The organism is Rhizobium rhododendri, from assembly GCF_007000325.2.
Classification (GTDB): domain Bacteria; phylum Pseudomonadota; class Alphaproteobacteria; order Rhizobiales; family Rhizobiaceae; genus Rhizobium; species Rhizobium rhododendri.
In genome coordinates this window covers 1,294,416-1,306,847 of sequence record NZ_CP117267.1, presented here as the reverse complement: position 1 = coordinate 1,306,847, position 12,432 = coordinate 1,294,416, and the positions used below count along the sequence as shown (strand labels likewise).

The following is a 12,432-nucleotide window of genomic DNA, read 5'->3' as shown; positions in this document are numbered from 1 at the left end:
ATTCAGTATAGGCGATTCGATGGCGATCCTGTTCAAGACCGCGTTAAGTGAAGACAAGGCGTTGGAGAAAGTCGAAGCCACGATCCTGGACGGCAGTGGCCGGGATGGCTACCTGAACGTCATGACCGAGGATATGGAGCGGGCAGCAGCTTCGGAAAGAGGACGGCATACCGGCGAATTCCGCGACCAAGTGGACGTTGCGCTTGCGGAAGCCAAACAAACCGCTCCTTTCTGGCTCGTGTATCGCCGGACCGAGAGCGACCCGGTAACAGCCAACGAGATCCGCAATGCCGCCATCCGCCTGACGCGGGGCTACAGCGGCACGGTCGTCATCGCCCTCAGCCTGCTCGGTCACAATCATGACGATGGCGATCTTGAGCTGGTCTTCATCTGTTTCCGCGAGGATTTCCACCGGCGTAATTTCCGCGTCCGTTACGAAAACAAATACGTCCCCGACTGACTTCCGGATCTGAACGCTTCCACACGCTTTGTGCATGAAGCTTTGATTGGCCCATAATTTGTCGCTGGTGCTGCTTCAGAACCAACCCGTCCAGGCCTGACCTTGACAGGCGGAGGCAGGCCGATAAAGCCAGACCCTGCTATTTGGGAGGCTTCTCGTGAAAACACTCGTATCGCTGTCTGCATTCGTCGGCAGGACCTTTGCCCTCTGGGTCATCCTGTTTGCGGTCCTTGGATTTCTGTTTCCAAACACGTTCAAGCTGATTGCGCCCTACATCGTCATCCTGCTCGGCATCATCATGTTCGGCATGGGCCTGACGCTTTCGCTCGATGATTTCCAGGCGCTCGTCAGGCGTCCGCTGGAGGTCGCAATCGGTGTCCTCGCGCATTTCATCATCATGCCGGCACTTGCAGTTCTGCTGACACGCATCATCCCGATGCCGCCGGAGGTCGCGGCAGGCGTGATCCTCGTCGGCTGCTGCCCGGGCGGTACGTCCAGCAATGTCATGACCTATCTTGCGAAAGGCGATGTCGCCCTCAGCGTCGCCTGCACAAGCGTGACGACGCTGGCCGCACCGATCGTCACGCCGTTCCTGGTCTGGATGTTTGCCAGCCAATACCTGCCGGTCGATCCCGTCGCGATGTTTCTTAGCATCGTCCAGGTCATATTGCTGCCGCTGGCATTGGGGCTCCTGTTCCAGAAGTTTGTCCCGTCGCTCGTACGGGCGGCCATTCCGGTGCTGCCGCTGGTCAGCGTCATCGGCATCGTCCTGATTGTCAGTGCCGTCGTTGGCGCCAGCAAGGGCGCAATCGCGCAGTCAGGGCTGCTGATCTTTGCGGTCGTCGTCCTCCACAACGGCCTGGGCTATCTTTTCGGCTTCTTCGCCGCCAAGGCCTTCGGACTTTCGCTGCCGAAACGCAAGGCACTGGCCATCGAGGTTGGCATGCAGAACAGCGGACTGGGTGCAGCACTTGCCAATGCTTATTTTTCGCCGATCGCCGCAGTTCCGAGCGCGATCTTCAGCGTGTGGCACAATATTTCCGGAGCATTGATTGCCAATTACTTCTCACGGCAAACAGAACAGGAAAAATCAGATATCTCTCCGGCTTCCTGAAGCAATTTAGGAAAATTTTTATATTTCCAAACTCTATAAGGTTAATAAATCCTACCAAAAATGGGCTGCGCTGGAAGTATAGGCTCGGTTCTTCATGACCCGTGAGATGCTATGATACCCCGCCGCGAGAGGGCGGTTACCATTTTTGTAGGGGTTCATCATGGGTTATAAAGCTGCACTTGGCATATCGATCGCACTTCTGCTTTCGGTTCAGGCAAGCACTGCATTCGCGTTCGGCGCTTTCGCCGTCAACGACAGCAAGGGTACATCGGCGAGCGACGTCGGCTATGGCACGGGCTGGGGCTCGACCCGCAAGGAAGCCGAGCGGGATGCGATGAAGTCCTGCAAGGAAGCCGGCAACGACAGCTGTGAAATTGCCGTCTGGTTCGAGACGTGCGGCGCCTATGTCGGCGACAAGGTCAACTACGGCATAGGCTACGGCGACACCAAGCGCGAAGCCGAAAAGAAGGCGCTGCAAGATTGCCCGAACTGCCGAGTGATCGTTTCGGACTGCCAGAACTAAGGCACCCAAGCTCGAAACGTTACTGAAGAGTGACGGCCTGCATTCGCGTCAGCCGTCACTCTCACTACTATCAATATGTCGAAGCACAGCACCATCGCCTGCATGTACTTTGCTCGAACGAGCTAAATAAGCGACGACGTATGTTCCCTTTTAAAATTCGCTGAACGCGCTATTCTATGGGCTTCCGCCACAGGAGGTCCTCGCATGCGCACGCTGCCTTACGCTTTCCTCGCCTTCCTTTTTTGCCTGGGTCTTACGCCTGCTTCGGCGGCGGATGCTGCGCTGGCGGCCCAGCAGGTCATCGAGAAGCAGATACAGGCCTTTCTTCACGACGATGCGGACGCGGCCTACTCTTTTGCAGCGCCGGGCATTGCCGCTAAATTTCCGGACAAGGACGCCTTCTTCGCCATGGTGAAGAAGAGCTATCAGCCGGTCTATCATCCCGGTAACTATGCCTTCGGTCGCAGCAAATCGGAAAGCGACGATGCCGTTCTCTACCAGGAAGTGCTGATTACCGGCCGCGACGGTCAGGACTGGTCGGCGATCTACCAACTGGCTCGTCAGCCTGACGGCGGCTACAAGATCAACGGCGTGCAGATCGTGCCGAACACGACGAGCAAGGGTATCTGATCGTCAGATCCGCTCGAGGTCGCCCTTGGCCCAGTTCTCCTGCGTTTCCGCCATGAAATCGGCAAAGCGGCCCTCCTCGATCGACTGGCGGATACCCTGCATCAGTTCCTGGTAGTAGGCGAGATTGTGCCATGACAACAGCATGCCGCCCAGCGCTTCGCCGGTGCGCGTCAGGTGGTGCAGGTAGGCGCGGGAATAGTCGCGCGATGCCGGGCAATTCGATTGTTCGTCGAGCGGGCGCATATCTTCCGCATGGCGTGCGTTGCGCAGGTTCACCTTACCCCGCCGGGTAAAGGCGAGGCCGTGGCGGCCGGAGCGGGTCGGCATGACGCAGTCGAACATGTCGATGCCGCGTGCCACCGACTTCAGGATATCGTCAGGCGTACCGACACCCATCAGATAGCGTGGCCGGTCCGTCGGCAACACCGGCAAGGTCGTCTCCAGCATCTTCAGCATGACGTCCTGCGGCTCGCCGACGGCGAGGCCGCCGATGGCATAACCCTTGAGGTCCAGCTGGGTCAGCCCTTGCGCCGAGCGGATGCGAAGATCGGGAATGTCACCGCCCTGGACGATGCCGAACATCGCCTTGCCGGGCTGTTCGCCGAACGCCACCCTGCAGCGTTCCGCCCAGCGCAGCGACATTTCCATGGCGCGCTGGATCTCTTTCGGCTCGCACGGCAGCGCCACGCACTCATCGAGCTGCATCTGGATGTCGCTGTCCAGCAGGCCCTGGATCTCGATCGAGCGCTCCGGCGACATGTAATGCGTACTGCCGTCGACGTGGGACTTGAAGGTGACCCCCTGCTCGTCGAGCTTGCGCAGCCCCGACAGCGACATCACCTGGAAGCCGCCGGAATCGGTAAGGATTGGATAAGGCCAGCGGATCAATTCGTGCAGGCCGCCAAGGCGGGCGACGCGCTCCGCGCCCGGACGCAGCATCAGGTGGTAGGTGTTGCCGAGGATGATATCGGCGCCGCTGTCGCGCACTTGGTCGAGATACATCGCCTTGACCGTGCCGACGGTGCCGACCGGCATGAAGGCCGGTGTGCGTATCGAACCGCGTGGCATCGATACTTCACCGAGACGGGCGCCCGCATCGGTCTTCTTCAACTGGAACTGAAAGGTCTGGCTCATCTAGTCTTTCCGGAACAGGAGGCTGGCATCGCCATAGGAATAGAAACGGTAGCCGGTGCCGATAGCATGGGCGTAGGCCGCGTGCATCGTCTCGAAGCCGGCAAAAGCGGAGACCAGCATGAACAGCGTCGAGCGCGGCAGGTGAAAATTGGTCATTAGGATATCGACCGACTTGAAGCGGTAGCCGGGGGTGATGAAAATGCCCGTCGGCCCGGACCACGGATCGATGATGCCATCGTCTGTAGCCGCGCTCTCGATCAGCCGCAGCGATGTCGTACCGACGCAGACGATCCGCCCACCCCGCGCCTTGACCGCATTCAGCGCTTCAGCCGTCGCGGCGCTGACATGGCCGATCTCCTGATGCATCTTGTGGTCTTCGGTATCGTCGACCTTGACCGGCAGGAACGTTCCGGCGCCGACGTGCAGCGTCACGAAATGCCGCTCGACGCCCATCCGGTCCAGGGCATCGAACAGCTCCGGGGTAAAATGCAGCCCGGCCGTGGGTGCCGCAACGGCGCCTTTTTCCCGGGCATAGATCGTCTGGTAGTCGGTACTGTCGCGCTCGTCCTCGTGACGCTTGGCGGCGATATAGGGAGGCAGCGGGATGTGGCCGACGGCAGCTATCGCTGCATCCAGCTCCGGACCGGAGAGATCGAAATGCAGGGTGATTTCCCCGCCCTCGCCTTTCTCGCCGACAGTTGCCTCAAGGGCGATCTCGGCGGTTTCGCTGCCGAACTGGATGCGGTCGCTGGTCTTGATGCGCTTTCCCGGCTTGGCAAAAGCCTTCCAGCTGCCGGGCGACATCCGCATGTGAAGCGTGGCTGAAACCTGCTGGCTGGTCGCACCGTCGCGATGGCGAATGCCTTCGAGCTGGGCCGGGATGACGCGGGTGTCATTGAACACCACGGCGTCGCCAGGGCGCAGGAACGATGGCAGGTCACGAACGAGATGGTCGGACAATTCGGGTGTTGCGTGGGGATCGACAATCAGCAGCCGGGCGCTGTCGCGCGGCTCGGCGGGACGCAGCGCAATACGCTCATCCGGGAGGTCGAAATCGAATAGGTCTACGCGCATGGGCAATTCCAGACAAAGTGAAACCCGCCCCCGCGCCGGGAGCGCGAAGGGCGGGCTTCAGGAGTAATCACGATCAGACGTCGGCGGCAACCCGCATGGTGACGATCGAATCCGGATCCTTGACGGGCTCGCCCTTCTTGATCTTGTCGACGTTATCCATGCCTTCGATGACCTGGCCCCAGACCGAGTACTGCTTGTTGAGCCATGGTGAATCGGCCAGGCAGATAAAGAACTGCGAATTGGCCGAGTTCGGAGCCTGCGAGCGGGCCATGGAGCAGATGCCCCGGGTGTGGTTGGTCGCAGAGAATTCAGCCTTCAGGTCTGGCTTGGACGAACCGCCCATGCCCGCGCGGGCCGGGTTGAACTCTGCGCCGCCGGTCTTGCCGAACTTGACGTCGCCGGTCTGGGCCATGAAGTCGTTGATGACGCGGTGGAAGACCACGCCGTCATAGGCCTTTTCGCGAGCCAGCTCCTTGATGCGCGCAACGTGCTCTGGTGCCACTTCCGGCAGCAGCTGGATGACGACGTTGCCTTTGGTGGTTTCCAGGATGATGGTGTTTTCCGGATCTTTTATCTCAGCCATTGTGTTTTCCTCTTTTGAACTTCTTACTTCTTGCCCAGGGTGACCTTGATCATCCGGTCAGGGTCGGTAACGGAACCGCTGTCGTCCTCGCCCTTCTTGATCTTGTCGACGAATTCCATGCCGGACACGACCTTGCCGACGACCGTGTACTGGCCGTTAAGGAAAGGTCCGTCCTTGAACATGATAAAGAACTGCGAGTTTGCCGAATTCGGATCCTGCGAGCGGGCCATGCCGACCGTGCCGCGCACGAAAGGCGTCTTGGAGAACTCGGCCTTGATATCGGGCATGTCGGAGCCGCCCATGCCGGCCTGCTGGGCATTGTAACCCTTGGCCATGTTGCCGAACTTGACGTCGCCCGTCTGGGCCATGAAGCCGTCGATGACGCGGTGGAAAGCGACGTTGTCATAGGCACCCTTGGCGACCAGCGCCTTGATCTGGGCGACATGCTTCGGGGCGATTTCCGGCATCAGCTGGATGACGACCGGGCCGTCCTTCAGCTGGATCGTGATGTCGTTGTCGTCGGCAGCAGAAGCAGCGCCTGTCAGGGATGCCAGGCACATAAGTCCGGCGAAAGCGATGTGGATGAACTTCATGGAATGCTCCGTTGGGAAAATCGTTGGGGCCTAGCGTTTCGCCTTGGCCTTCAGGGCGACAAGAACCGGTGCGGGCACAAACGCGCTGACATCGCCGCCCATGGCTGCAATCTGGCGAACCAATGTGGCCGTTATCGGCCGGAAGGCGGTGCCGGCCGGCAGAAAGATGGTCTGCAGCTCGGGCGCCATCTGGCGGTTCATGCCGGCCATCTGCATTTCGTAATCGAGATCGGTGCCATCGCGCAGGCCGCGCACCAGCAGTGACGCACCATGACTGCGGGCGGCGTCGATCACCAGATTGTCGAACGAGACCACCGAAATGGCGTCAGTCTTGCCGGGAAGAGCGGCGGCCAGCGACTGCCGGACCAGTTCGGCGCGCTCCTCGAAGGAGAACATCGGTGTCTTTCCCGGGTGCACCCCGATCGCGACGATAACAGTCGACGCGACGTTCAACGCCTGGGCGAGAACGTCGAGATGTCCGTTTGTCATCGGATCGAAGGATCCGGGATAGAAAGCTATCGTCATTCTCTACCGGCCGGTTGTTTCGCTGGCCTTTTGTCATGGATGGGGCGCTATCGCAAGTCATTTGCGGCACGGCAACCGGCGGCTGAATGGAAGATGAATGCGGCGTTCAAGGCCGTTTCAGGCAGGCCGTGATTAAAAGGGCCATACCGTCGAAAGCAACGAGGACGGTGAGTTCAACGCTCCGTTTCGAGGCTGACGATCATGCTGATCCTTCTCGCTACCGCCACCATCATCGGCTCGCTGATCGTCGAGATGCTCGTTCGCCGGTTCAACTCGACCTACGAAATCGAATGGCCGACGGCCACTCCAGTCCCCGAAAATGCACTCGCTTTGGACGTCGTGGCGACACTTCGGCGGGCGGCCGCAAACATGAACGGTAAATGAACGACCTATTCAAAGTTGCTTCAGCGAACCTTCGTTAAATAGTTGTCAACATCCGGCGGAACCAATTTCCAAAGGACACGTTATCAGATCGGAACACAGACATGAACACAGTAACACGAAGGAAAAAAGCCATGCCGGACAAAGTCATCCTCATCAACGTCGTCTGGATGACAGTCATTACCGGCATGCTGGCTTTCACAGTTGCTCTCTACGGTCAGAAGACCGATCAGTCTCCTGTCTATGGTCCATATGCATCGGCTCACTCCTACGTGGCGAGCCAATATTAAGGATCTGATCGCACGGAGTTGCGAAGAAGGAAGAAACCCATGTTCACGATTTTGACATTGCTCACTGCCGTTATCAGCGTCATGTTCGTCGTGTCCGTGGCGTCAACCGTTTCGGCACTGCGTCGCGAAAGCGAAGAGATGAAGCAGATCGCCAAGCAGCACAAGGCGTTTTGAACGTCCGCTGCGGTAGATTTCTCACACGCTCTCAATACCATTAATTATCAAACAATGAAGCTGAACGATCCTTCCATCGTTCGGCTTCATTGTTTTATTCCCTTCCTCAACAAAAAACCGGGCGCAAAAACTGCGCCCGGTTTTTGGTATGGCTGGCATATTTTATAAGCTGCTATTCCGGACTGCGTTCATCCGTCGAACCGGCTGGCGGCGTCTCGCTGTCTGCAGCTTCCACATCGAGGGGAGCCACTGTGCCATCTTCGGCGATGTCGACGATTTCCTCGTCGTCCTCCGGCTCGTTTATCCGCTCGACCGACACGACCTTCTCGTTCTTGGCGGTGGAGAAAATCGTCACGCCCTTGGTAGCGCGGCTGGCGAAGCGGATACCGCCGACGGGCACTCGGATGAGCTGGCCACCGTCAGAGACAAGCATGATCTGATCGCCGTCATCGACAGGGAAGGCCGCAACAAGTTCGCCGATCTCGCCGGTCTTAGACGTGTCGGTCGCACGGATGCCCTTACCGCCTCGGCCGGATATACGGAAATCGTAAGAAGATGAGCGTTTTCCGAAGCCCTTTTCCGAAACCGTCAGCACGAACTGTTCGCGCGCCTTCAGTTCCTCGTAGCGCTCGTCGCTCAACTGGCCTTCCTCCACGACTTCCTCGCCGACAAGTGCGATATCTTCGGCTTCGCCCGTTGTCAGGCGCCGCTCATTGGCGGCCCGCTTCAGATAGGCAGCCCGCTCCCACGGCTCGGCGTCGACATGGCTGACGATCGTCATCGAGATGATGCGGTCGCCTTCGGCCATGGTGATGCCGCGCACGCCGATAGAGTTGCGGCCTGCAAAGACGCGGACGTCGGATACGGAGAAGCGTATGCACTGGCCAAGCGCCGTGGTCATCAGAACGTCCTGATGTTCCGAGCAGGTCTCGACGGACAGGATTTCATCGCCGTCCTCGTCCAGCTTCATGGCGATCTTGCCATTGCGGTTCACCTGGATGAAGTCCGACAATTTGTTGCGTCGAACGGTGCCCCGCGTTGTCGAGAACATGACGTCCAGATTTTCCCAGCTCGCCTCGTCCTCGGGCAGCGGCATGATCGTTGTGATGCGTTCGCCCTTTTCGAGCGGCAGCATGTTGATCAGCGCCTTGCCGCGAGACTGTGGCGTGCCGATGGGGAGACGCCAGACCTTTTCCTTGTAGACGATGCCGCGCGAGGAGAAGAACAGCACCGGCGTGTGGGTGTTGGCAACGAAAAGCCGGTTGACGAAATCCTCGTCGCGGGTCGCCATGCCGGAGCGGCCCTTGCCGCCGCGACGCTGGGCGCGATAGGTGGTCAGGGGCACGCGCTTGATGTAGCCGAGATGCGAAACAGTGACGACCATGTCCTCGCGGGAAATGAGATCCTCGTCATCCATCTCGAGGCCGCCATCGATGATCTCGGTGCGGCGCGGCGTGCCGAATTCATCGCGCACCGACGTCAGTTCATCCTTGACGATGGTCTGGACGCGAACGCGGGAAGACAGGATGTCGAGGTAATCCTTGATCTCGTCGCCGATCTTGTTCAGTTCGTCGCCGATTTCATCGCGGCCGAGGGCTGTCAGGCGGGCAAGGCGCAATTCGAGAATGGCGCGGGACTGCTCTTCCGACAGATTGTAGGTCAGGTCTTCATTGATGCGGTGGCGCGGATCGTCGATCAGCCGGATCAGGCTTTCGACATCCGATGCAGGCCAGCGGCGCGTCATCAGCTCTTCGCGGGCAGACTGCGGATCCGGCGCCTGGCGGATAACGCGGATGACTTCGTCGATGTTGGCAACCGCAATAGCGAGGCCGACCAATACGTGGGCGCGGTCGCGGGCCTTGCGCAGAAGATACTTAGTACGCCGGCTAACGACTTCCTCGCGGAACGAAACAAAGGCGCGCAGCATGTCGAGCAGCGTCATCTGTTCCGGCTTGCCGCCGTTCAGCGCCACCATGTTGCAGCCGAAGGACGTCTGCAGTGGCGTATAGCGATAGAGCTGGTTGAGGATGACCTCGGCATTGGCGTCGCGCTTAAGCTCGACGACGACGCGGTAGCCCTGGCGGTCGGATTCGTCGCGCAGGTCGGAGATGCCCTCGATGCGCTTTTCGCGCACCAGTTCGGCCATCTTCTCGATCATCGTCGACTTGTTCACCTGGAAGGGAATTTCGGTGATGATGATTTGTTCGCGATCGCCGCGCATCGGCTCGATGGCTGCGACGCCGCGCATGATGACCGAACCGCGACCGGTCTCATAAGCCGAGCGGATGCCGGCACGACCGAGGATCTTGGCTCCGGTCGGGAAATCGGGGCCCGGAATGATCTGCATCAGATCGGCGAGCTCGATGGCCGGATCGTCGATCAGCGCGATGCAAGCGTTGATCACTTCGATCAGGTTGTGCGGCGGAATATTCGTGGCCATGCCAACGGCAATACCGCCGGCGCCGTTGACCAGCAGGTTCGGGAACTTCGCGGGCACCACGACCGGCTCGCTGAGCGTTCCATCATAGTTCTCGCGAAAATCGACCGTATCCTTGTCGAGGTCGTCGAGCAGCGCGTGGGCGGCCTTCTGCAGCCGGCACTCTGTGTAGCGTTCGGCTGCCGGCGGATCGCCATCGACTGAACCGAAATTGCCCTGGCCGTCGATGAGCGGCAACCGAAGCGACCAGTCCTGCGCCATGCGGGCCAGCGCATCGTAAATGGCCGAATTGCCGTGCGGGTGGAATTTACCCATCACGTCCCCGGTCACGCGGGCGCATTTGACGTATTTCTTGTTCCAGTCGATCCCGAGTTCGGACATGCCGAAAAGGATGCGTCGATGAACAGGCTTGAGACCGTCCCTGACATCCGGAAGGGCGCGGCTGACGATAACGCTCATGGCGTAGTCGAGATAGGACCGCTGCATTTCCTCGATGATGGAAATTGGCTCGATACCAGGCGGGAGCTTCCCGCCACCGGGTGTGGATTGCTCAGTCAAAACAGATCACGATCTCTTTAAGAATCACTGTGGAATTTATAGCGGAAAGCGGACAAAGGCGCTAATTTCGCCAACGGTTTTGAACAGGCTTTTAGCCTCTGGAACGTTTCAATAGCACATTTTTGCGACATGTGGGAAAAGCTCGTCGCTGCGAACGCTTTGCCAAACGGCGATCAGCGCTTAAGGGTCAGTTTCATAAGTGAAGTTGACGATCCGGGGGAAATTATGGCGAGCGTAGACAGTCTCATCAATGCCTTCACCACATTGATGGTGACCATCGACCCACCCGGGCTGGCACCGCTGTTCCTGGCGCTGACGACAGGCATGAACCGCAGCCAGCGGACGCAGGTCGCGTTGCGCGGTTCGCTGATTGCCTTTGGTATCCTCGCCGCCTTCGCGCTGTTCGGCTCAAGCGTGCTTGGCGTACTCGGCATATCGATCGGTGCATTCAGGATTGCTGGCGGGCTCCTGCTATTCTGGATCGCCTTCGAGATGGTCTTCGAGAAACGCCAGGACCGCAAGGAAAAGACCGCCGAGGTGGCAATCACCCGGGATCATATCCATAACATCTCGGTTTTCCCGCTGGCATTGCCGCTGATCGCGGGACCTGGCGCAATCTCCGCGACGATCCTGCTTTCTGGCTCGCTGCAGAGCTCCGTCGACCGCTCGCAGTTGATCGTCGTGATCGCGGCCTGCCTGGTGCTGACATTTGCAGCCCTGCTGATTGCCGAGCGTCTCGACCGCTTCCTCGGCATGACGGGACGTGCGATCCTTACGCGCCTCCTCGGCGTTATCCTGGCAGCGCTTGCCACACAGTTCGTCGTCGATGGCATCCGATCGGCCTTTGCGATCTGACCGGGTGTGCGCGGGTTAGGTGCGCGCCTTCAATATGTATTTCCAGATCGTGCCGCCGAAAAATCGATTGGCAATGACGAAATAGGCGATGACCAGCGCGAACAGCAGCATTGCCGGCCAGCCGTTCAGCTGGAAACCATCTTCAGTCATGCCGCCCGTCAGCAGCGCCACGAGGTAACCCAGGCCGAAAAAAGCGGTGATCAGGTCGAGGATAAGCGCCACCACGCGTCTCCATGTCGACGGATTTCTTGGCACGAGTGCGTCTGACATTGCTGAAGTCCCTGTTATTCCGGCCGCAAAACGAAAGATGCACCCCGCAGGGTGCATCGGATAGTCCAATCTCAGAACGGAATGTCGTCATCGAGTTCGCGCGAGAAGTTTCCGCCGCCGCTATTGCCGGCGTTACCGGCATTGCCGCGACCGGATGACGACGATGGCGAGGACTGGTTGTAGTCGTCGCCGTAGCCCGAACCGCCGCCGCCGAAATCATTGCCGCCACCGCCGCTGCGCTGCATGCCGCGACCACCGCCTTCGCCGGCTCCGTCACCGCGACCGTCGAGCATGGTCAAAGTCGAGTTGAAGCCCTGAAGGACGATTTCGGTCGAGTATTTCTCGATGCCGGCCTGGTCCGTCCACTTGCGGGTCTGCAGGGCGCCCTCGATGTAAACCTTGGCACCCTTCTTCAGATACTGCTCGGCAACCTTGCACAGACCCTCGTTGAAGATCACCACGCGGTGCCACTCGGTCTTTTCCTTGCGCTCGCCGGACGACTTGTCCCGCCAAGTTTCGGAAGTTGCAATATTCAGATTGGCGATCGGGCGACCATCCTGGGTCCGGCGGATTTCCGGATCAGCCCCGAGGTTCCCGATCAGAATTACCTTGTTTACGCTACCCGCCATACCGATCACCCTGCTCGCCGCGCCCACCGGCGGCCCTGGAACATAATTGCACGCACCTTAAACCATCGGCCCCGCCCGGTGCGATCTAAGCGGCGGTCATCCACAAGGAATTTTGTTCTTTCTTTGTTCTAGTCAGCGGCTATGATTTTGTCAACCGAATCGAAAAGCGGGCGGAGAGTCGCATTTCAACCTCGACTCGCCG

Annotated in this window: 16 protein-coding genes; 8 read left to right on the top strand and 8 right to left on the bottom strand. The window is 59.3% G+C overall.

All coding sequences use genetic code 11. The features are described 5' to 3' along the window. Positions 1–19: 19 nt before the first annotated feature. From PR018_RS06505 to PR018_RS06490, 4 genes are all read left to right on the top strand, one after another. Positions 20–460 (top strand): hypothetical protein, encoded by a 441-nt coding sequence (locus PR018_RS06505; RefSeq protein WP_142822656.1) that lies wholly within the window; start codon positions 20–22, stop codon positions 458–460. A gap of 157 nt (positions 461–617) precedes the next feature. Then, positions 618–1,574, top strand: coding sequence for a bile acid:sodium symporter family protein (locus PR018_RS06500; RefSeq protein ID WP_142822655.1), 957 nt, complete (start codon positions 618–620; stop codon positions 1,572–1,574). Positions 1,575–1,734: 160 nt separating this feature from the next. Next, a complete protein-coding gene (locus PR018_RS06495; protein WP_142822654.1) occupies positions 1,735–2,097 on the top strand; it encodes a DUF4189 domain-containing protein in 363 nt (120 codons plus the stop codon). 204 nt (positions 2,098–2,301) lie between these two features. Next, complete coding sequence (locus PR018_RS06490; RefSeq protein ID WP_142822653.1) at positions 2,302–2,727, top strand: DUF4864 domain-containing protein; 426 nt, start codon at positions 2,302–2,304, stop codon at positions 2,725–2,727. Between the two features lie 3 nt (positions 2,728–2,730). Here PR018_RS06490 and tgt read toward each other — a convergent pair whose 3' ends face one another. The 5 genes from tgt to coaD form a co-directional block, all read right to left on the bottom strand. Then, positions 2,731–3,861 carry a tRNA guanosine(34) transglycosylase Tgt gene (gene tgt / locus PR018_RS06485; protein ID WP_142828847.1) on the bottom strand — a complete coding sequence of 377 codons (1,131 nt, stop codon included), beginning with the start codon at positions 3,859–3,861 and terminating at the stop codon, positions 2,731–2,733. Continuing rightward, the gene (gene queA / locus PR018_RS06480) at positions 3,862–4,935 is read right to left on the bottom strand and encodes a tRNA preQ1(34) S-adenosylmethionine ribosyltransferase-isomerase QueA (protein WP_142822651.1); all 1,074 of its coding nucleotides are present in this window, start codon (positions 4,933–4,935) and stop codon (positions 3,862–3,864) included. A gap of 73 nt (positions 4,936–5,008) precedes the next feature. Further along, a complete protein-coding gene (locus tag PR018_RS06475; protein WP_142822650.1) occupies positions 5,009–5,518 on the bottom strand; it encodes a peptidylprolyl isomerase in 510 nt (169 codons plus the stop codon). 23 nt (positions 5,519–5,541) lie between these two features. Then, on the bottom strand, positions 5,542–6,111 hold the full coding sequence (locus PR018_RS06470; RefSeq protein WP_142822649.1) for a peptidylprolyl isomerase: 570 nt from the start codon (positions 6,109–6,111) through the stop codon (positions 5,542–5,544). Positions 6,112–6,141: 30 nt separating this feature from the next. Then, positions 6,142–6,636 carry a pantetheine-phosphate adenylyltransferase gene (coaD, locus tag PR018_RS06465; protein ID WP_142822648.1) on the bottom strand — a complete coding sequence of 165 codons (495 nt, stop codon included), beginning with the start codon at positions 6,634–6,636 and terminating at the stop codon, positions 6,142–6,144. Between the two features lie 201 nt (positions 6,637–6,837). Between coaD and PR018_RS06460 the strand changes: the two genes are divergently transcribed. The 3 genes from PR018_RS06460 (at position 6,838) to PR018_RS06450 (ending at position 7,481) form a co-directional block, all read left to right on the top strand. After that, a complete protein-coding gene (locus tag PR018_RS06460; protein WP_142822647.1) occupies positions 6,838–7,020 on the top strand; it encodes a hypothetical protein in 183 nt (60 codons plus the stop codon). 131 nt (positions 7,021–7,151) lie between these two features. Continuing rightward, on the top strand, positions 7,152–7,307 hold the full coding sequence (locus PR018_RS06455) for a hypothetical protein (protein WP_162854755.1): 156 nt from the start codon (positions 7,152–7,154) through the stop codon (positions 7,305–7,307). Between the two features lie 39 nt (positions 7,308–7,346). Then, a complete protein-coding gene (locus PR018_RS06450; protein ID WP_279309154.1) occupies positions 7,347–7,481 on the top strand; it encodes a hypothetical protein in 135 nt (44 codons plus the stop codon). A gap of 172 nt (positions 7,482–7,653) precedes the next feature. Here PR018_RS06450 and gyrA read toward each other — a convergent pair whose 3' ends face one another. Further along, positions 7,654–10,476 carry a DNA gyrase subunit A gene (gyrA, locus tag PR018_RS06445; RefSeq protein WP_224127673.1) on the bottom strand — a complete coding sequence of 941 codons (2,823 nt, stop codon included), beginning with the start codon at positions 10,474–10,476 and terminating at the stop codon, positions 7,654–7,656. Positions 10,477–10,701: 225 nt separating this feature from the next. Here gyrA and PR018_RS06440 point away from each other — a divergent pair, with 225 nt between their 5' ends. Continuing rightward, positions 10,702–11,331 carry a MarC family protein gene (locus PR018_RS06440; RefSeq protein ID WP_142822645.1) on the top strand — a complete coding sequence of 210 codons (630 nt, stop codon included), beginning with the start codon at positions 10,702–10,704 and terminating at the stop codon, positions 11,329–11,331. Positions 11,332–11,346: 15 nt separating this feature from the next. Here the strand turns inward: PR018_RS06440 and PR018_RS06435 are convergent, their stop codons facing one another. Then, entirely contained in the window at positions 11,347–11,601 is a 255-nt protein-coding gene (locus tag PR018_RS06435) for an RDD family protein (protein ID WP_142822644.1), read from the bottom strand. A gap of 71 nt (positions 11,602–11,672) precedes the next feature. Next, positions 11,673–12,230, bottom strand: a complete 558-nt coding sequence (locus PR018_RS06430) for a single-stranded DNA-binding protein (protein ID WP_142822642.1) — start codon at positions 12,228–12,230, stop codon at positions 11,673–11,675. Positions 12,231–12,432 lie beyond the last annotated feature (202 nt).

Coding starts and splice junctions, on each gene's coding strand:
- PR018_RS06505 (WP_142822656.1), top strand. CDS start 20: ATGGCGATCCTGTTCAAGACCGCGTTAAGTGAAGACAAGGCGTTGGAG.
- PR018_RS06495 (WP_142822654.1), top strand. CDS start 1,735: ATGGGTTATAAAGCTGCACTTGGCATATCGATCGCACTTCTGCTTTCG.
- PR018_RS06490 (WP_142822653.1), top strand. CDS start 2,302: ATGCGCACGCTGCCTTACGCTTTCCTCGCCTTCCTTTTTTGCCTGGGT.
- tgt (WP_142828847.1), bottom strand. CDS start 3,861: ATGAGCCAGACCTTTCAGTTCCAGTTGAAGAAGACCGATGCGGGCGCC.
- queA (WP_142822651.1), bottom strand. CDS start 4,935: ATGCGCGTAGACCTATTCGATTTCGACCTCCCGGATGAGCGTATTGCG.
- PR018_RS06475 (WP_142822650.1), bottom strand. CDS start 5,518: ATGGCTGAGATAAAAGATCCGGAAAACACCATCATCCTGGAAACCACC.
- PR018_RS06470 (WP_142822649.1), bottom strand. CDS start 6,111: ATGAAGTTCATCCACATCGCTTTCGCCGGACTTATGTGCCTGGCATCC.
- coaD (WP_142822648.1), bottom strand. CDS start 6,636: ATGACGATAGCTTTCTATCCCGGATCCTTCGATCCGATGACAAACGGA.
- PR018_RS06460 (WP_142822647.1), top strand. CDS start 6,838: ATGCTGATCCTTCTCGCTACCGCCACCATCATCGGCTCGCTGATCGTC.
- PR018_RS06455 (WP_162854755.1), top strand. CDS start 7,152: ATGCCGGACAAAGTCATCCTCATCAACGTCGTCTGGATGACAGTCATT.
- PR018_RS06450 (WP_279309154.1), top strand. CDS start 7,347: ATGTTCACGATTTTGACATTGCTCACTGCCGTTATCAGCGTCATGTTC.
- PR018_RS06440 (WP_142822645.1), top strand. CDS start 10,702: ATGGCGAGCGTAGACAGTCTCATCAATGCCTTCACCACATTGATGGTG.
- PR018_RS06435 (WP_142822644.1), bottom strand. CDS start 11,601: ATGTCAGACGCACTCGTGCCAAGAAATCCGTCGACATGGAGACGCGTG.
- PR018_RS06430 (WP_142822642.1), bottom strand. CDS start 12,230: ATGGCGGGTAGCGTAAACAAGGTAATTCTGATCGGGAACCTCGGGGCT.